Genomic DNA, 16,938 nt, shown 5'->3' on the forward strand with positions numbered 1-16,938 from the left:
ATTTGCAATTAAAGATAAACAAGTTATGGTTGCTCAACTTAAGCGGTGCTCTTATCCGAACACTGCATTCCATGAGTTCAACCGAGGTGACTATCGTCGTGAGTGCACAAAACAGCAGCCAGAGCAGGGATCAACAGACAGCGGAAAATCTCGCCTATATCAGGCAAATCCTCGCCGAACTGCGCATCGTTGCAGAACGCGAGGGAGCGGACATGCTATGTTACCTGATAGAAATGGCTTATATTGAGGCGGGCGACATTCAGTCGGGCCGCCGCAAGCTCTCAGTCGGCCATGACCAGAGAAACCCGCCCCGCGGAATGCCGATTTAACCGCCCCGCTATGTCGAGTTCCAGAAGCACGAGATAGACGGTCGAGGCGGGCAGTCCCGTATGGCGGATGATGTCGTCAGTCTCAACAGGCGATGGCCCGAGCGCGGATGCGATAATGCTGCGGTCGTCATCTCGCGGTGGCGATATGTCCATCTCGTCAGGACTTTCCTTGGCAATCTGCTGAACGGGCAGGGTCGGCTCCATCAGGGGGCGCAGCGCATCCAGAATGTCGGCAGCCTCCGTCACCAGCATCGCTCCGTCCTTGATCAGCCGGTTCGTACCGTGGCAGCGCGCATCGAGCGGCGAGCCCGGCACGGCAAAGACGAGCCGCCCGAACTCACCCGCCAGCCGTGCCGTAATCAGCGAGCCGGACCTGTCGGCCGCCTCCACGATCAGCACGCCCATGGAAACACCAGCGATCAGCCGGTTGCGACGCGGAAAGTCCCGCGCACGCGGCTCCCATCCAAACGGCATCTCGCTGATGCTGGCACCGTCATTGTCGTAGATTTCGCCCAGCAAGCGCAGATTGTCCGGCGGGTAGGGCTTATCCAACCCACCCGCCAGCATTGCCACGGTGCCGGTCGTAAGGCTGGCAGCATGTGCGGCCGCATCGATCCCCCGCGCGAGACCAGAGGCGATGGTGTAACCCGCCTGTCCGCACTGCCGCGCCAGCATGGCCGCAAACTTCGAACCGTTGATGGAGGAGTTGCGCGACCCGACAATGCCGATGGAGGGGCGGATTGCCGTGCGGCCCGATCCCTTCATGGAGATGATCGGCGGTGCACCGTCGATTTCGCGCAGCGCAGGTGGATAATCCGGCTCACCGATACCAACGAAACGCGCACCGAATTGTGTCGCCGCCTCGATTTCCCGCTCTGCCTCGGCTACAGTCGTGATGCGCGGGCTACGGGCCGACCCACCCCGGCGCGAAAGGTCGGGCAGGGCATCCAGCGCCTTTTCAGCGCTGCCGAAGTGATTGATGAGTTCGCGGAAGGTGACGGGACCGATATTGTCGCTGCGGATCAGCCGCAGCCACGCAACGCGTTGCCTGTCTGTCAGCGCGATGCCGCGCTTCGTTTCGCCATCATGTGGCATGTCTCGCCCCCATCAGGGCTGGACGAATGCCTTAGCCCTTTTTACCGATCTTGCTTTCAGTCCCCGCCAGAAGACGCTTGATGTTTTCCCGGTGCATGTACCAGGAGATGACGCTGAGCAGCGTCACCAGCAGAGCCGTCTTTTCAGGCCCTACTATCCACAATGCAACCGGAATGACAAGCATTGCAACCAGTGCGGAGAGAGAGGAGTATTTGGTGATGAAGGCAATGGCGATCCAGATCGCCGCAAAGGCCAGCATCATCAACGGTGCTGCTCCCAGCAGCACGCCGATATAGACCGCAACGCCCTTGCCACCTTTGAAGCCCAGCCACACCGGAAACAGGTGTCCGAGAAACGCGAAGAACCCGGCGATCAGAGAGGCTTCGTATCCCCAGAGCGCATGAGCAACCAAAACCGCAGCCGTACCCTTCAAGGCATCCAGCAACAGCGTCGCCGCCGCCAGTTTCTTGTTGCCGGTGCGCAGCACATTGGTCGCACCGATATTGCCGGACCCGATATTGCGAACATCCCCCAGACCCGCCGCCCGCGTAAGGATCAACCCGAAGGGAATCGACCCCAGCAGATAGCCGATGAGGGCAGCAAGGGCGAGAAGCGCAGGCGCTGTCTGCCAGTCAGTCAATGCGGTCATTGCGGGGTCCCCTCGGTCCTGCGTGTCGTTTTCTTATACGGAATATACCAGCTTGCCCGCAACATAGGTTGCAACGGCGCGGCCGGTAAAGCGGGCGTCTTCGAATGGCGTGTTCTTGGACCTCGAAACCAGATTTTTCTCGGAAACCAGCCATGGCTCGTCTAGATCGATCAGCGTGATATCGGCCTTGGCACCCGGCTTCAGCGTTCCCGCATCCAGCCCGAAGATTTGCGCCGGGCGGGTGGAGAGCGCGTCGATCAGGCGCATCAGCGGCACCTGGTCGCTATGGTAGAGGCGCAATGCTGCCGCCAGCATGGTCTCGAGCCCGACGGCACCGCTGGCCGCATCCGAAAACGGCAGGCGCTTGGTGTCAACGTCCTGCGGGTCGTGCGAGGAAACGATAATGTCGATGGTGCCGTCCTTCAGCGCATCCACCATCGACATGCGGTCGTCTTCTGAACGCAGCGGTGGGGAAAGCTTGAAGAAGGTGCGGTACTCGCCGATGTCGTTTTCGTTGAGCGTCAGATGGTTGATGGAAATGCCGCAGGTCGCTTTCACGCCACGTGCTTTCGCTTGGCTGATCGCCTCGGCGGATTCGCGCACGGAGATCTTGGCGGCATGGTAGTTGGCACGCGTCAGCGCTGCGATGCGCAGATCCCGCTCCAGTGGAATGATCTCGGCTTCTTTCGGAATGCCCGATAGTCCGAGCCAACTCGCAAACAGCCCCTCATTCATGTCGCCATGGCCGATATATTGATCGCGGGTTTCCAGCGAGATTACCGCGTCCAGTTCACGCGCATAGGTCATCGCACGTCGCAGTACCAGCGTATCGGACAGCGCCTTGCGGCCATTGGTGAAGGCAACGGCACCGGCTTCTTTCAACATGCCGAACTCGGTCATCTCCTCGCCGCGCAGGCCCTTGGTCAGGGCCGCTGCCGGGTAGATATTGACCAGCGCCTTGTCGCGCGCGGTCTTCTTCACGAATTCCACCAGCGCAATGTCATCGATGACAGGGTCGGTATCCGGCATCACGATCATGCTGGTCACGCCACCCGCTGCCGCTGCACGCGAGGCGGATTCGATGGTTTCGCGGTGTTCGGCACCCGGTTCGCCGACGAAGACGCGGGCGTCCACCAGACCCGGTGTGGCGACAAGCCCCTTGGCATCGCGCACCGTCGCGCCTTCAGGTGCGCCCTGGTTCTGCGCATCCTTGCCCGCGGCGAGGATGGTGCCATCGGCACCAATGATGATCGTTCCGACCTCGTCCAGATTGCGGGACGGATCGATGATGCGAACGTTCTTGAGAACGGTGCTCATACGCGCTCTCCCTGATTTTGTGAAAGAAGAAGCGTTTCCATAACGGCCATGCGAACGGCCACCCCCATTTCCACCTGGCTTTCGATCACGCTCTGCGGGCCATCTGCCACTTCGGATGAGATTTCCACGCCCCGGTTCATCGGGCCGGGGTGCATCACGAGTGCATCCTCCTTGGCGGCTTTCAGCTTTTCGGCATCAAGCCCGTAATAATGGAAATATTCGCGCACCGAAGGCACGAAGGAGCCGGACATGCGCTCGCGCTGCAAGCGCAGCATCATGACGACGTCGGCACCTTTCAAGCCTTCCTTCATGTCGTGGTACACTTCCACGCTCATATCCGCGATGCCCGATGGCAGAAGCGTCGGCGGCGCAACGACGCGAACGCGCGCACCCATCTGGTTCAGGAGAATGATGTTGGAGCGCGCCACGCGCGAATGCAGCACGTCACCGCAAATCGCCACCGTTATACCAGACAGCGTACCCTTGGCGCGGCGGATCGTCAGCGCATCCAGAAGCGCCTGTGTCGGATGTTCGTGCTGGCCATCTCCCGCATTGACCACGGAGCAAGCCACCTTTTGCGCCAGAAGCGCCGCAGCGCCTGCCGAGGAGTGGCGCACAACCAGCACGTCCGGGCGCATGGCGTTCAGCGTCATGGCCGTATCGATCAGCGTCTCACCCTTTTTGACCGATGAATTGCCCACCGACATGTTCATCACGTCAGCGCCCAGCCGCTTGCCGGCCAGTTCGAAGGACGATTGCGTGCGGGTGGAGGCTTCGAAGAACAGGTTGATCTGGGTCAGCCCGCGCAGGGTCGATGTCTTCTTTTCCCGCTGTCGGCTGATTTTCACCGCCTCATCGGCCTTGTCGAGAAGAGTGGTGATATCCTGATGGGAAAGCCCCTTGATGCCAAGCAGGTGGCGGTGGGGATAATAGACCATGGAAAATGTCCTCCGGGTCGCAATAGAGCGTGTGGCACGGCTCTGGCTTTAGTCACCGGGTCTATAAAGACAGGTGGCTTTGTCGGCAAGCATGCGATAAGCCGTGCCAGACCTAATACATGCAATAAAATGCGAATCCCGATATAGCCACGCGATGACGAATATGAACCGGACCGAAGAACAGCTTGCCGAATTGAACCAGCCCAACCTCTGGTCCGGCATCAATGCCTATCGCTCAGACCCGTTGATCGTGGATTTGACCTCCAGTCTTTCGCGCCCTATGCGCGATGAATTCGACCAGATTGGTCGCTATGTGACATCGGCGGAAGCGCAGGAACTGGCGCGCATGGCCAATGTCAGCACGCCCAAACTCCATACCCATGGCCCACGCGGCGAGCGGCTGGATCAGGTGGAATTCCACCCCGCATGGCACGCGCTGATGCGCCGTTCCATGTCATCCGGCCTGCACAGCAGCGCCTGGGAAAACACGCCTGAAACGCGCGGCAACGAACACAAGGCCCGCGCGACAAAGTTCTATCTGACATCGCAGCTCGAGGCAGGACACCTCTGCCCACTGACCATGACGCACGCCTCGGTTGCCGCCATGATGACATCGCCGCGCGTGCAGCAGGAATGGGCGCCGAAAATCCTGTCGCGCAAATATGATTCCTCGCAAAAACCCGCCATGCAGAAGACCGCCGTCACCATCGGCATGGGCATGACGGAAAAGCAGGGCGGCACCGATGTTCGCGCCAACCGCACCACGGCGGAGCGGGTAGGTGAGGGCATCTATCGCCTCTCCGGCCACAAATGGTTCCTGTCCGCACCCATGAGCGACGGCTTCGTCATGCTGGCCCAGATGGGCGATGGCATGGGCTGCTTCCTCGTGCCGCGTTTTCTGGAAGATGGTTCGGCCAACGGCCTGCATTTCCAGCGCCTGAAGGACAAGCTCGGCAACCGCTCAAACGCCTCTGCCGAAGTCGAATTCACGGATGCCTTCGGCTATCTGCTCGGAGAACCCGGTGCCGGCATCCGCACAATTCTCGACATGGTGACATTGACGCGACTGGACTGCGCGCTTGCCTCGTCCGGCATGATGCGCGCCTCGCTGGCGGAAGCTGTGCATTTCGCCCGTGGCCGCAACGTCTTCGGCAAACCTTTGGTTACCCAGCCAGTGATGACGCGCGTTCTGGCCGATATGGCGCTGGATGTCGCGGCAGCAACCGCTCTCTCCTTCCGCCTTGCTGCTGCCTTCGATAGCGCCCGCAACAATCCGGCGGAAGCGGCTTACGCTCGAGTCATGACGCCCATCGTCAAATACTGGTGCTGCAAGATTGCGCCTGCCTTGATCTATGAAGCGATGGAAAGCCTCGGCGGTAGCGGCTACGTCGAAGACCGCCCTATTGCCCGGCACTACCGCGAAGCCCCTGTCAACGCCATCTGGGAAGGCTCCGGCAACGTCATGGCGCTCGATGTGCTGCGCGTTCTCCAGCGCGGCAAGGATCTGTTCGACCTCGTCTTCGAAACGCTCGAGCGTGATCTCGGCCCATCCGGCAAGAAAACCACCGAAGTCCTGCGCGCGGCCATTGCTCTGTGCGAACGCGACGAAGGTGCAGCCCGCCTGCTGGTCGAACAATTCGCTCTCGCCGCCGCCGCCGCCGAACTCTGCCGCATCGGGGCCGGCCGCATCGCCGACGCTTTCCTCGAGACACGCCTGGCCGGCGGATGGCGTCATACCTATGGCATGCTGGATAGCCGGTTCGACCCGACCTATATTATCGATCTGCTGTATCCGCCTGCGGCTTAATTCTATCGAAAATTTTGGTGGTAGAATCCGATTGGCAGATTATGCCAATCGGATTATCCTCTGTCGCACAAACTGACGGAGGTATCCATGCCGACACGTAATGTAGTGCTGACCCCACATCATGAAAGCGTTATCGATGGGCTGGTGAAGTCTGGCCGTTATCAAAATGCCAGCGAAGTCCTGCGGGACGGCTTGAGGCTAGTCGAGCAACGCGAGACTTTTGAGCTGGCCAAGCTACAAGCGTTGCAGGAAGCAGCAAAAGTCGGCTTTAGCGATCTCGATCAGGGGCGCTTTCTGGATGTTGCGGATGAAGAGCTTGAGAACGTCATATCTACACTAGGCAAGCGAGATCGGGCCTGACAAATAATGGCGAATATCCGGCTTTCGCAGGCGGCGCAGGACGATATCGCTGCTATCCTTGACACGACAAACGAAACTTTCGGGGCCGAGGCGCGGCAACGTTACGAAAAACTGCTGGTCGTCGCTTTGCGCGATATCGCGTCTGATCCCAAGCGCATTGGGGTCAAGAACCGTCCCGAATGTGGTGAGGGTGTTTGGAGTTACCATCTGCGTCACAGCCGGGATAGGGCAAGACACGATGGATTTGTGGTGCGAAGTCCTCGTCATCTAATCCTGTTTAAAGAAATAGAGCCCAAGCTTCTGGGTGTTAGTCGCGTCCTCTATGATGCGATGGAACTAGAACGGCATCTACCGGATGATTATGCCAGCCTATAAAGCCGAATTTACTGAGCCGTTCCAATCATCCACAACTACCTTCATCTCCCAACCGTCCCCCGCATTGCCGATAAATTAACCCTTTGCTAACTCCGTTGATCACGTCACCACACGGAGAATCGCGCGATCATGCTGGCCATCGTTGAAACTGCTGCCGCCGTTGCTCCCGAAAAGCGTATCAAGGACCGCGCTGCGACGGAGAAGGCGATTTTTGCGGCGGCGAAGGGTTTGCTGGCGGAGGAGGGGTTTCAGGGGTTCGGCATCAACGCGGTCGCCCGGCGTGCGGGGTGTGACAAGCAGTTGATCTATCGCTATTTCGGTGGGCTGGAAGGGCTGGTCTCGGCCATTGGCGAAGACCTCGGTTCGTGGGTCAAGGATCGCATTCCAGAAGATACCGGCGGCATGTTTCTGTTGACCTATGGCGACCTGATGGAAAAGCTCGCGCTTTATTACATCGAAGCGCTGCGCAGCGATCCCTTGGTGTGCAAGATCATCGCCTGGGAGGTGTCCGAGAACACGCCGCAGGTCAAGCAACTGGCCGATGCCCGCGCCAAAGCGCTGGCCAAGTGGCTGGAGCGCATGCGCGGTTCGCTCGAAGCGCCGAAGGGCGTGGATACCGCCACAGTCAACGCCGTGATTTTCGCGGCCATTCAGCATCTCGTCATTTCATCGGTCATAAGTGGGCAGTTTGCTGGCGTTGCGCTGAAAAGCGCGAAGGATTGGGATAAAATCGGCACAGCCGTGAAGCGTATCGTGCGTGGCGTTTATAGCTGATTAGCAAACCTTAGATTTTTCTAATAATATTTGACGCTTTTGTGGGCGCACACGCGTTGTTGCCTAGCGCCACTGTGTTATCCACAGCCCCGTCGTCGTTGTTAACCATATCCATAAGTTTTATTTGCCCGTTCGGAGGGACGAGATCATTGTGTTAATAAATCATTAACCATGCGCCTGTGGGCGTATGAAAAGGAACCGCCGTGACCCGATGGATATCCTTGATCGTCATGATGACGTTCTTTGCCATGCTGCCGTTGGACATCGATGTCCCGACAGTGAACCTGTGCCTTATGGCGTGCCTGCGCTGGGCTGTCCTTGCTGTCGCGCCTGACACCGTTTTTGCGCGGGAGCAGATGGCATGAAGTGGTTTCTCATTCTCTGGGCCGGGCCGATCGCGCTGCTGGGCAGCTGGTACAGCCTGTCTTACTACGACATGAGCTTCGGCATTTTCATGCTCACCCGTCAGGCCCATGATCTGGTGTTCCAGATTTACGGCAATGTGCTGGGCATTCCGCCTGAAACCATCCCGCCTCTGGTCATGCGCGCCATAGCGGTGGATAGCCTCATCGTCTTCGCCCTCATCGGGTTTCGCAAGCGCAAGGCCATCGCCGCATGGTGGTGTGGTCGTCAGTCCTCGACCGAAGTTCCGTCTCTGCCGAGAGCAGATAGCCTGTCCAGCGCACCCTGAAGGATGAAGCTGGCAGCAGCCGAATCGATCCGTTCGGCGCGCTTGGCCCGGGACACATCCATTTCCAGCAGCGCCCGTTCGGCCGCAACCGTCGAAAGACGTTCATCCCAATAGACGAAGGGCATGTCGGTTTTCTCGCTCATGGCCCGCACGAAGGCGCGGGTTGCCTGAACGCGCGGCCCGGATGATCCATCCATATTGACGGGTAGGCCGATGATGAAGGCGGCGACCTTTTCCCTCTGCGCAAACTCCAGAAGCGTCTGCGCATCCGGCGTGAATTTGATCCGCTTGATGACCGGGCGAGGGGTGGCGAAGCGCCTTGACAGATCGGACATGGCAAGGCCGATGGTCTTTGTGCCCAGGTCCAGCCCGGCAATGGCCTGTCCCGTTTGCAGAAAATCCGCCAGTTCCTCTATCGTCAGTGTCGCCATGTGCTCGTCTCAGCGTTTGCGCACGAATTCGGTGCGCAGCACGAGGCCCTTGATGGCATCGTGGCGGCAGTCGATTTCTTCTGGATTGTCGGTCAGGCGAATGGACTTGATGACCGTGCCCTGCTTCAATGTTGTTCCCGCCCCCTTGACCTTCAGATCCTTGATCAAGGTCACGGAATCACCATCGACCAGAAGCGTACCGCTGGCATCGCGAACCTCATTGGCCTTTGCCGCCTGCGCCGCTATCTCTGAGGCCGGGCGCCATTCACCGGTCGCTTCGTCATACACATATTCGTCATCATCAGCGGCCATGTTCGCAATTCCAAATTCTATCGAGGGCGGTTGTATGGCCCGTCCTATGTCATAATATATCGGTAATACAAAGGAGAACTTCCATGAAACTCACCTGGCTCGGCCATTCCGCATTTCGCCTCGAAACCGGCAAGGCAAAAATCCTCATAGACCCATTCTTCACCGGAAATCCCGCCTTTGCGGGCCAGGATGCCAAGGATGCCGCCAGCGGCATCACCCATATTCTCCTGACTCATGGCCACGGCGACCATGTGGGCGATACCATCAAGCTGGCCAAGGAAAGCGGTGCGACCGTGCTGGCCAATGCCGATCTCGCTGCGTGGCTGAACTTCAGAGGCGTATCGAAAATCGAAATGGCCGGGACCGGCGGCACGGTAACCTTCGATGGCTTCTCCGCCACCTTGACCAACGCCTTGCACTCATCTGCCCAGATCACCGAAGATGGCGTCTCCCACTCTTTGGGTAGCGCCAACGGCCTGATGCTGCATTTCGAAGACGGCCCGACCGTCTATCACATGGGCGATACGGATATCTTCTCCGACATGGCGCTCATCAACGAGCTGCACGAACCCGATATCGGCCTCGTTCCCATCGGTGACCGCTTCACCATGGGCGGCGCGGTTGCGGCTCTTGCCTGCCAGCGCTTCTTCAAGTTCCGCAATGTCATTCCCTGCCACTACGGCTCCTTCCCCATAATCGACCAGACCCCGGAAAAATTCGTCACCGGCATGGAAGGCTCGGAGAGCCGTGTGGATACGCCAAGCGTCGGACATACGCTGACGTTCTAAAACAGAAAAGCCCGATATGCGCATGGCATATCGGGCTTTTCTTTATCTGTTCGCCTCAAGCGACCTGCGGTTCGACCCGTCCGGTCTCAACAGGGCGGGATGGCGCAGACGAAATTCCACTCAGCGCACTTCTCCACTCACTCAGTGCCGCTACCCGGCGCGTGTGGCGTGGGTAGAGCGAAAAGATTTTCAGGAAAAAACCGGCAATCGACGGCACCATCTTGTCCTGCTCTTCAAAGGCATTCGGGTTCATCTGGGCATTCAGCTTGGCGCTGCCACAGGCCAGCATCTGAAGGGCGGTGCGCGAAGCCTTCATGTCACCGGAAACGACAAGCCCGACGCGGTCGCAGGTCAGTTCGCGGGCGCGGGAATAGGCCTGTCCCAGAAACGGAACGATCAGGCCGGGCAGACGCAGAAAATTCCAAGGTTCGTCCAGATGGCCCGCGACGTGATGGCCCAGCTCGTGACCGATCACGAACCGCACCTGCTCCTCATCGTCAGAATCGATCAGGGCCGATGTCACCCAGATATAACGTGAGCGCCCGACCAGCGTAAGCGCCATCGCATTCATCACGCCGCTGGAATTGTAGACGAAGGCCTGCGGCACTTCTTTCAGGCCCAGCTTCTGCGCGCCGTCTGCCACCATTTTGTGAAGATGCGGAAACTGCTTTTCGCTGACAAGAACATAGTGGCCGATCATGTACGCACGGACTAACGATCTGGCGACGTAAGAGAAGAACCAGATGACGAGAATGTAAAACAGGACAACAAAAAGGATTGCTATGCTGTCCGTCGTTGCAATGTGGAGGATTGCCGCGGCAAGACCCAGCCAGACCAGCGATCCTATCAGCAGGGTGAGAAATCCGTAAATTTTCTCTTTGCTATGACGCACTTTTGACATGTCGAAATTCATGTTTAACCCCCGTTAAAACAGCATGATCGAGAAGCGCGACGGCGCTTGATAAATCGAACAGGCCCCAACCCCGCTTCCTGCTGCAATGACTTTGTCTGTAATGAAGGGACGGAATTTCCCTGCGCGAAAACTCGCGTCGTGAAAAAATGTTCCCGTATAAGGCGAATATTATTTTCGCCGCTGTTTCTGGCGGCGATGATGGTTGCGAACTGCGGGCGCGGTCATTATAGCGGGTAGGAAAATTCTTGTCCGGAGTAGACCCATGTCCGTTGATCTTGCCACCGTGAAGCGCGTTGCGCGCCTTGCCCGTATTGCCGTTGACGACGAAGAGGCCAATGTCATGCTTGGCCAGTTGAATGGCATTCTTGGTTTCGTGGAGCAGCTTTCGGAAGTGAATGTCGATGGCGTCGAGCCGATGACCTCGGTGACGCCGGTTGCCATGAAGAAGCGCACGGACGTGGTGAGCGACGGCAGCAAGGCGGAGGATATCGTCGCCAATGCTCCCAATACCGACCGCAATTTCTTCCTCGTCCCGAAGGTGGTCGAGTAAGCCTTTAAGCTTTGCTCCTGCCCGTCCGATCTTGAAATATTTCGAAAGCCGTTGCCGATATGACCGATCTTACCAGCCTGACCATTGCCGAAGCGCGCGACAAGCTGAAAGCCAAGGATTTTTCCGCCGTCGAACTGACGGACGCCTATCTCGCCGCAGTCGATGCCGCCAATGAAGCGCTGAACACCTATGTCGCGGTCACGCCTGAAAAGGCCCGCGACATGGCCAAGGCCTCCGACGAGAAGCTGGCCGCTGGCAACGCCGGTGCCCTGGAAGGCATTCCGCTGGGCGTCAAGGATCTGTTCGCCGTTCGCGATGTCCACACCCAGGCGTGCTCCCATGTGCTCGATGGCTTCAAGCCGAAATACGAATCCACTGTCACGCAGAACCTGTGGGACGCGGGCGCTGTCATGCTTGGCAAGCTCAACATGGACGAATTCGCCATGGGCTCGTCCAATGAAAGCTCCTATTACGGCCCAGCGGTCAACCCATGGCGCGCCACGGGTTCGGACAAGAATCTCGTGCCCGGCGGCTCCTCGGGCGGTTCGGCTGCTGCCGTTGCCGCGCATCTGTGCGCCGGTGCCACGGCCACCGATACGGGCGGCTCCATCCGCCAGCCTGCAGCCTTCACCGGCACCGTCGGCATCAAGCCAACCTATGGCCGCGTCTCGCGTTGGGGCATCGCTGCATACGCGTCCTCGCTCGATCAGGCCGGTCCTATCGCCCGCGACGTGCGTGATGCCGCGATTTTGCTGACATCCATGGCCAGTGTCGATGCCAAGGACACGACCTCCGTCGATCTGCCGGTGCCGGATTACGAGAAGGCCATCGGCCAGTCTCTCAAGGGCCTGAAGATCGGTATTCCCAAGGAATACCGCGTCGATGGCATGCCGGAAGAGATCGAAAAGCTCTGGGCGCAGGGCGTGGCATGGCTGAAGGACGCCGGTGCCGAAGTGGTCGATATCTCGCTGCCGCACACGAAATATGCGCTGCCAGCTTATTACATCGTGGCACCCGCTGAGGCGTCGTCCAACCTTGCCCGTTATGACGGCGTTCGCTACGGCCTGCGCATCGATGGCAAGGACATTGCAGACATGTACGAAAAGAGCCGCGCCGCCGGTTTCGGCTCCGAGGTCAAGCGCCGCATCATGGTCGGCACTTACGTGCTGTCTGCCGGTTATTACGATGCCTATTACCTCAAGGCCCAGAAGGTCCGCACGCTGATCAAGCGCGATTTCGAGAACGTTTTCCACGAAGGTGTCGATGCCGTCCTGGCCCCGATCACGCCATCCTCGGCGTTTGAAATCGGCGACAAGGAACTGGCCGCCGACCCGGTTAAAATGTACCTTCAGGACGTTTTTACAATCACGGTCAACATGGCCGGCCTGCCGGGCCTATCGGTCCCCGCCGGTCTCGACGGTAAGGGCCTGCCACTCGGCCTCCAGCTCATCGGCAAGCCGTTCGAGGAAGAGACGCTGTTCAAGACGGCTTACGCGATTGAACAGGCGGCGGGCAAGTTTACGCCTGCCAAGTGGTGGTAAGCGGACTAACCATTCGAGCCATGACCGAGGCCGATCGCACAGCGGTCGGCCTCGTTGGTTTTGCTGCCTGGACATCCAGCAGCGCTTTTGACGATGCCTATCTCGATCCCGTGGTGATCGAGCGCGTGCGCGGCGAATTCGAAAGCTTTGCCGCCGAGACCCAATGCGACATCGCCATCGCTGAAATCGACGGTGCGCTGGCTGGGTGGGGTGCCCGCGCTGGCGCGCCCGATTACATCTCCGACATCTGGATCGATCCCGCTTTTCAGGGCAGGGGCATCGGCCGGGTGCTGGTCGAGCACTTTCTCGATGAGATGCGCAGTTCAGGCATTTCCATCGCCAAGATTGCGACCCATGCCCGGAACGTGAACGCTATCAGGCTTTATGAGCGCTGTGGTTTTGGGATTGTGTGGCGCGGTGCGCAGTGGTCGGAACCGATGCAGGTGGAGTTGCAGAAGGTGCGGCTGGAGCGGGATTTGTGAGAGCGGTTGCTTGGGGTGTCGCGCTTGGGTTTTGAAGGCTGTGAGGGTTTTGGTGAGGGCACCGGATGGGGCTTACTCTCTGACCTCTCGTAGGTGAGCGGCGCCACACCCACCAACCTCATGCTGAGGCGCTTTGGCCGAAGGGCAAAGCCTCGAAGCATCCGCCGCGCACTCCTGCCCCAAGCCCGCAACCCCCGTCCTTCGAGGCCCCTGCGGGGCACCTCAGGATGAGGGTCGCTGCGTTTTGCCCCGCATCATCATCCAAAGCATTATTCATACCTGCTTGCATGCCACGTTGGTTCGGTGAGGCCCGCCACACCCGCCGCCCTCATGCTGAGGCGCCCCGCAGGGGCCTCGAAGCATCCAGCCACGCACTCCTGCCTCAAGCCCGCAACCCCCGTCCTTCGAGGCTCCGGCTGCGCCTCCGCGCCTCAGGATGAGGGTTGCTCTGTTGTGCCGTGCTTTCAACGTCATTTGCAGCAATAGGCTGCCACACCCACCGCCCTCATGCTGAGGCGCCCCGCAGGGGCCTCGAAGCATCCAGCCACACCCTCCAAACCCAATCCTGTCAAAAACCCCGGCCACCGCTCAGCCAAGCTTCGCCGTTCACGCGGCAGCACCTGCCCGTGGCATGACCTTCTCTCAGTGTCCATCGCCATTTTCGGCCATGGGTATTCGGACGGGGCGCTGTAAGTTGCCTCGTTGGGTAGTCTGAGAATGGCACCTCGCAGCGCCCCGTTCAGCTCTTTTGGCCAAACAGCGATCCTCTTGCCACGGCTGGCAGAACCCGGGAGGGCAAGGGGGCCTTGCCGTTGGTTTGGCCAAACAGCGATCCTCTTGCCACGGCTGGCAGAACCCGGGAGGGCAAGGGGGCCTTGCCGTTGGAACGGTCGGACATGTTCAAGGTCCGACCCTTACCCCTCCGGGTGACGGCAGCTTCGTTGCCAAAGCCGCCGCCTGCCAGTTCGGCCACATCTGCCCTCGARGATGMGAGGCTTCATTCTGACGAAGCGCCCGCAGCCATCGATCCGTTCTCCGCAAGGGCGATCCACAGCGCASATGGCTGCGGTTTSCCTTGCGATCCGTCCGCGCCGTTTCACAACGGTGCRGGGCAGATGCAGCGTGTTCCTGTGTACCGCCTGACTTTCGCTTCAATCCCCATGGTCGCGTTCGACCAGAGGACGATGAGCTGTCGGTACACCCGGTGGTGGGCNATGCAGCGTGTTCCTGTGTACCGCCTGACTTTCGCTTCAATCCCCATGGYCGCGTTCGACCAGAGGACGATGAGCTGTCGGTACACCCGGTGGTGGGCAAACCGGACCGCCATGACCTCACCCGCAAAACCCGAAACGGTGTTTTGSRRCAAAGACATGCCGGGCCGGTCCGGACATTGGAAAGGCAACGACAGCCGGTCCGAAACCGCCGCCGCCTTTCTCCCGTCCCACCGGGGAGATCGCTGCCCGACCCCGAGGTTGAAAGGTTTGCGTCACCCTCCCAACCNCGACAGCCGGTCCGAAACCGCCGCCGCCTTTCTCCCGTCCCACCGGGGAGATCGCTGCCCGACCCCGAGGTTGAAAGGTTTGCGTCACCCTCCCAACCCCAGCGCCGGTTCCGCCTCGCCGCAACGCCTTGCGGTGTATCCGAGGGCGGAACGTCAGCAGTGTGCGGGTGATTCGCGCGCCATTGAGAAAGTTGCGGGGGGATTTCTGGTGTTTTTCGCGGGGTTTTGGGTAAGGGATTGATTTGGTTGGAAAGTATTTTCGGCGTGGGCGTTTTGGGGTGCGCATCGTGAGGTTGGAGGGTGGGGCTTACCCCCCTCTGGCCTGCCGGCCATCTCCCCCACAAGGAGGGAGATCGGCTGGGCGCGCTCTCCCCGCTTTATCCGCAGCCTTTGATGTGGCCGGGCGCCATCCACGAGTCGATCTCCCCCCCTTGAGGGGGAGATGCCTGGCAAGGCAGAGGGGGGTGAGCGGCTGGCGCGGCTGTTACCGTATACTACCGTCCCCGCCCCTGCTCACGCCGCAGCCGTCAGCCGCTCCCCAGCTATCCTGTAAGAAATCGCTTCCGCCAGATGAATGCGGGTGACCGTTGCCTTGTCGTCGAGGTCGGCGAGCGTGCGGGCGACTTTGAGGATGCGGTGGTAGCCGCGGGCGGAGAATTTCAGTTTTTCGGCGGCGTCGCGCAACAGTTGCAGGCCCGGCGCGTCGGGTTCGGCGAATTTTTCGACGAGGGCGGTGGAGCAGCGGGCGTTGGTGCGGATGCCGGTGAAACCAGCATGGGCGTAACGGTCCTCCTGCTTTTGCCGGGCGCGGGCAACACGTGTGGCGACATCGGCGCTGGCTTCGGCGGCCATGGGGCGGATGAGGTCTGCGGCCGAGACGGCGGGGACTTCGATGCGGATATCGATGCGGTCCATCAGCGGGCCGGAAATGCGTTGCTGATAATCCGTAACACAGCGCGGACCGCGCGCGCAGGTGAAGCCGGGTTCGCCGGCCATGCCGCATTTGCACGGGTTCATGGCAGCAACGAGCTGGATTTCGGCAGGATAGCTGACGCGGTGATTGGCGCGGGCGATGATGCATTCGCCGGTTTCCAGCGGCTGGCGCAGGGCATCCAGAGCCTGTGGTGAAAATTCCGGGAATTCATCGAGAAAGAGCACTCCATGATGCGCGAGCGAGGCTTCCCCGGGTCTAGCGCGCAGGCCGCCACCGACAAGGGCTGCCATGGTGGCGGAATGATGCGGGGTGCGGAAAGGGCGACGATCCGACAGCTTGCCGCCGGAGAGTTGACCGGCGATGGAGTGGACCATGGAGACTTCCAGCAATTCCGCAGCCGAGAGCGGCGGCAGAATGGAGGGCAGGCGTGAGGCGAGCATGGATTTGCCTGAACCGGGCGGGCCGACCATCAGCAGATTGTGGCCACCGGCGGCGGCGACCTCCAGCGCGCGCTTGGCGCTTTCCTGACCCTTGATATCGGCGAGATCCGGCAGGTTGGCGGGATTGGCGCGGATGGCGGCGACCGGGCGCGACAGGCGTTGCGTGCCGCGAAAATGATTGACGAGGGCGATGAGGCTGCGGGGGGCGAGAATATCGAACTCGGCCCCTGCCCATGCTGCTTCGCCGCCACTATCTGCCGGGCAGATGAGGCCCTTGCCTTGCCCATTGGCACCGATGGCAGCCGGAAGCGCACCGGAGACGGCACCGATGGTGCCATCCAGATTGAGCTCGCCCAAGACAACATAGGCATTCAGCGCTTCTGCCGGAATGGCACCCAAGGCAGCCATGAGGCCGAGCGCAATTGGGAGATCAAAATGACTGCCCTCTTTGGGTAAATCAGCTGGTGCCAGATTGACGGTGACTTTTTTGGCGGGCAGTGCCAGACCGGAGGCGTGGAGAGCGGCCTGCACCCTTTCGCGGCTTTCGGCCACGGCCTTATCCGGCAGGCCGACGATCTGCATGCCGACCTTGCCGGGCGCGACCATGACCTGAACCTCGACGGGCACGCCCTCTATGCCCTGAAATGCCACCGTATTGACACGCGCAACCATGCAAGCCCCCAATGTGCGGACTTTAGACAATACGCAATC

The 16,938-nt window shown here is 60.0% G+C and carries 20 protein-coding genes; 11 read left to right on the top strand and 9 right to left on the bottom strand.

The features are described 5' to 3' along the window. The first annotated feature begins 92 nt into the window (after positions 1-92). Complete coding sequence (locus tag ASF29_RS14705) at positions 93-329, top strand: hypothetical protein (protein ID WP_082453530.1); 237 nt, start codon at positions 93-95, stop codon at positions 327-329. Here ASF29_RS14705 and dprA read toward each other — a convergent pair. From dprA to ASF29_RS14725, 4 genes are read right to left on the bottom strand one after another with little or no spacing between them, the layout of a single operon-like run. Beyond that, a complete protein-coding gene (dprA, locus tag ASF29_RS14710) occupies positions 282-1,424 on the bottom strand; it encodes a DNA-processing protein DprA (protein WP_062451412.1) in 1,143 nt (380 codons plus the stop codon). The genes ASF29_RS14705 and dprA overlap by 48 nt on opposite strands. 31 nt (positions 1,425-1,455) lie before the next feature. Beyond that, the gene (plsY, locus tag ASF29_RS14715; RefSeq protein ID WP_062451413.1) at positions 1,456-2,073 is read right to left on the bottom strand and encodes a glycerol-3-phosphate 1-O-acyltransferase PlsY; all 618 of its coding nucleotides are present in this window, start codon (positions 2,071-2,073) and stop codon (positions 1,456-1,458) included. Between the two features lie 33 nt (positions 2,074-2,106). Continuing rightward, positions 2,107-3,390: a dihydroorotase gene (locus tag ASF29_RS14720; protein WP_062451414.1), complete on the bottom strand. Its 1,284-nt coding sequence runs from the start codon at positions 3,388-3,390 to the stop codon at positions 2,107-2,109. Continuing rightward, on the bottom strand, positions 3,387-4,328 hold the full coding sequence (locus ASF29_RS14725; RefSeq protein WP_062451415.1) for an aspartate carbamoyltransferase catalytic subunit: 942 nt from the start codon (positions 4,326-4,328) through the stop codon (positions 3,387-3,389). Before ASF29_RS14725 ends, ASF29_RS14720 begins: the two co-directional genes overlap by 4 nt. A 154-nt stretch (positions 4,329-4,482) precedes the next feature. Here ASF29_RS14725 and ASF29_RS14730 point away from each other — a divergent pair, with 154 nt between their 5' ends. From ASF29_RS14730 to ASF29_RS14750, 6 genes are all read left to right on the top strand, one after another. Further along, complete coding sequence (locus tag ASF29_RS14730) at positions 4,483-6,135, top strand: acyl-CoA dehydrogenase family protein (protein ID WP_062451416.1); 1,653 nt, start codon at positions 4,483-4,485, stop codon at positions 6,133-6,135. An 87-nt stretch (positions 6,136-6,222) separates the two neighbouring features. After that, on the top strand, positions 6,223-6,495 hold the full coding sequence (locus ASF29_RS14735; RefSeq protein ID WP_062451417.1) for a type II toxin-antitoxin system ParD family antitoxin: 273 nt from the start codon (positions 6,223-6,225) through the stop codon (positions 6,493-6,495). 6 nt (positions 6,496-6,501) lie between these two features. Next, positions 6,502-6,870, top strand: coding sequence for a type II toxin-antitoxin system RelE/ParE family toxin (locus tag ASF29_RS14740; RefSeq protein WP_062451418.1), 369 nt, complete (start codon positions 6,502-6,504; stop codon positions 6,868-6,870). 129 nt (positions 6,871-6,999) lie between these two features. Beyond that, a complete protein-coding gene (locus tag ASF29_RS14745) occupies positions 7,000-7,644 on the top strand; it encodes a TetR/AcrR family transcriptional regulator (RefSeq protein WP_062451419.1) in 645 nt (214 codons plus the stop codon). Positions 7,645-7,847: 203 nt separating this feature from the next. Beyond that, the gene (locus ASF29_RS24430) at positions 7,848-8,009 is read left to right on the top strand and encodes a hypothetical protein (protein ID WP_156462683.1); all 162 of its coding nucleotides are present in this window, start codon (positions 7,848-7,850) and stop codon (positions 8,007-8,009) included. After that, positions 8,006-8,335, top strand: a complete 330-nt coding sequence (locus tag ASF29_RS14750; RefSeq protein WP_062451420.1) for a DUF6105 family protein — start codon at positions 8,006-8,008, stop codon at positions 8,333-8,335. Before ASF29_RS24430 ends, ASF29_RS14750 begins: the two co-directional genes overlap by 4 nt. On the opposite strand, the gene ruvX is transcribed toward ASF29_RS14750, so the two are convergent. Both ruvX and ASF29_RS14760 read right to left on the bottom strand, forming a co-directional pair. Further along, positions 8,275-8,766, bottom strand: a complete 492-nt coding sequence (gene ruvX / locus ASF29_RS14755; RefSeq protein WP_062451421.1) for a Holliday junction resolvase RuvX — start codon at positions 8,764-8,766, stop codon at positions 8,275-8,277. The two genes, ASF29_RS14750 and ruvX, sit on opposite strands and share 61 nt — an antisense overlap. Before the next feature lie 9 nt (positions 8,767-8,775). Next, a complete protein-coding gene (locus ASF29_RS14760) occupies positions 8,776-9,078 on the bottom strand; it encodes an alkylphosphonate utilization protein (protein ID WP_062451422.1) in 303 nt (100 codons plus the stop codon). 83 nt (positions 9,079-9,161) lie between these two features. Between ASF29_RS14760 and ASF29_RS14765 the strand changes: the two genes are divergently transcribed. Next, the gene (locus ASF29_RS14765) at positions 9,162-9,866 is read left to right on the top strand and encodes a metal-dependent hydrolase (RefSeq protein ID WP_062451423.1); all 705 of its coding nucleotides are present in this window, start codon (positions 9,162-9,164) and stop codon (positions 9,864-9,866) included. Between the two features lie 55 nt (positions 9,867-9,921). Here ASF29_RS14765 and ASF29_RS14770 read toward each other — a convergent pair whose 3' ends face one another. Next, positions 9,922-10,779 carry a M48 family metallopeptidase gene (locus ASF29_RS14770; protein ID WP_062451424.1) on the bottom strand — a complete coding sequence of 286 codons (858 nt, stop codon included), beginning with the start codon at positions 10,777-10,779 and terminating at the stop codon, positions 9,922-9,924. A 262-nt stretch (positions 10,780-11,041) separates the two neighbouring features. On the opposite strand from ASF29_RS14770, the gene gatC reads away from it, so the two are divergent. Genes gatC through ASF29_RS14785 form a run of 3 tightly spaced genes read left to right on the top strand, consistent with a single transcriptional unit; the run spans position 11,042 to position 13,352 of the window. Continuing rightward, the gene (gene gatC, locus ASF29_RS14775; RefSeq protein WP_062451425.1) at positions 11,042-11,329 is read left to right on the top strand and encodes an Asp-tRNA(Asn)/Glu-tRNA(Gln) amidotransferase subunit GatC; all 288 of its coding nucleotides are present in this window, start codon (positions 11,042-11,044) and stop codon (positions 11,327-11,329) included. Positions 11,330-11,388: 59 nt separating this feature from the next. Continuing rightward, complete coding sequence (gatA, locus tag ASF29_RS14780; RefSeq protein WP_062451426.1) at positions 11,389-12,870, top strand: Asp-tRNA(Asn)/Glu-tRNA(Gln) amidotransferase subunit GatA; 1,482 nt, start codon at positions 11,389-11,391, stop codon at positions 12,868-12,870. After that, a complete protein-coding gene (locus ASF29_RS14785) occupies positions 12,861-13,352 on the top strand; it encodes a GNAT family N-acetyltransferase (RefSeq protein ID WP_280136428.1) in 492 nt (163 codons plus the stop codon). The genes gatA and ASF29_RS14785 overlap by 10 nt, the downstream gene beginning before the upstream one ends. 739 nt (positions 13,353-14,091) lie before the next feature. Here the strand turns inward: ASF29_RS14785 and ASF29_RS14790 are convergent. Both ASF29_RS14790 and ASF29_RS14795 read right to left on the bottom strand, forming a co-directional pair. Further along, positions 14,092-14,325 carry a hypothetical protein gene (locus ASF29_RS14790; RefSeq protein ID WP_062451428.1) on the bottom strand — a complete coding sequence of 78 codons (234 nt, stop codon included), beginning with the start codon at positions 14,323-14,325 and terminating at the stop codon, positions 14,092-14,094. Positions 14,326-15,366: 1,041 nt separating this feature from the next. Then, positions 15,367-16,899, bottom strand: a complete 1,533-nt coding sequence (locus tag ASF29_RS14795; protein WP_062451429.1) for a YifB family Mg chelatase-like AAA ATPase — start codon at positions 16,897-16,899, stop codon at positions 15,367-15,369. Between the last annotated feature and the right edge of the window lie 39 nt (positions 16,900-16,938).

Source organism: Rhizobium sp. Leaf262 (genome assembly GCF_001422245.1).
GTDB lineage: Bacteria > Pseudomonadota > Alphaproteobacteria > Rhizobiales > Rhizobiaceae > Agrobacterium.

Bases quoted from the DNA above. Each gene is read 5' to 3' on its own strand.
- dprA (WP_062451412.1), bottom strand. From the start codon at position 1,424: ATGCCACATGATGGCGAAACGAAGCGCGGCATCGCGCTGACAGACAGG.
- plsY (WP_062451413.1), bottom strand. From the start codon at position 2,073: ATGACCGCATTGACTGACTGGCAGACAGCGCCTGCGCTTCTCGCCCTT.
- ASF29_RS14720 (WP_062451414.1), bottom strand. From the start codon at position 3,390: ATGAGCACCGTTCTCAAGAACGTTCGCATCATCGATCCGTCCCGCAAT.
- ASF29_RS14725 (WP_062451415.1), bottom strand. From the start codon at position 4,328: ATGGTCTATTATCCCCACCGCCACCTGCTTGGCATCAAGGGGCTTTCC.
- ASF29_RS14730 (WP_062451416.1), top strand. From the start codon at position 4,483: ATGACGAATATGAACCGGACCGAAGAACAGCTTGCCGAATTGAACCAG.
- ASF29_RS14735 (WP_062451417.1), top strand. From the start codon at position 6,223: ATGCCGACACGTAATGTAGTGCTGACCCCACATCATGAAAGCGTTATC.
- ASF29_RS14740 (WP_062451418.1), top strand. From the start codon at position 6,502: ATGGCGAATATCCGGCTTTCGCAGGCGGCGCAGGACGATATCGCTGCT.
- ASF29_RS14745 (WP_062451419.1), top strand. From the start codon at position 7,000: ATGCTGGCCATCGTTGAAACTGCTGCCGCCGTTGCTCCCGAAAAGCGT.
- ASF29_RS14750 (WP_062451420.1), top strand. From the start codon at position 8,006: ATGAAGTGGTTTCTCATTCTCTGGGCCGGGCCGATCGCGCTGCTGGGC.
- ruvX (WP_062451421.1), bottom strand. From the start codon at position 8,766: ATGGCGACACTGACGATAGAGGAACTGGCGGATTTTCTGCAAACGGGA.
- ASF29_RS14760 (WP_062451422.1), bottom strand. From the start codon at position 9,078: ATGGCCGCTGATGATGACGAATATGTGTATGACGAAGCGACCGGTGAA.
- ASF29_RS14765 (WP_062451423.1), top strand. From the start codon at position 9,162: ATGAAACTCACCTGGCTCGGCCATTCCGCATTTCGCCTCGAAACCGGC.
- ASF29_RS14770 (WP_062451424.1), bottom strand. From the start codon at position 10,779: ATGAATTTCGACATGTCAAAAGTGCGTCATAGCAAAGAGAAAATTTAC.
- gatC (WP_062451425.1), top strand. From the start codon at position 11,042: ATGTCCGTTGATCTTGCCACCGTGAAGCGCGTTGCGCGCCTTGCCCGT.
- gatA (WP_062451426.1), top strand. From the start codon at position 11,389: ATGACCGATCTTACCAGCCTGACCATTGCCGAAGCGCGCGACAAGCTG.
- ASF29_RS14795 (WP_062451429.1), bottom strand. From the start codon at position 16,899: ATGGTTGCGCGTGTCAATACGGTGGCATTTCAGGGCATAGAGGGCGTG.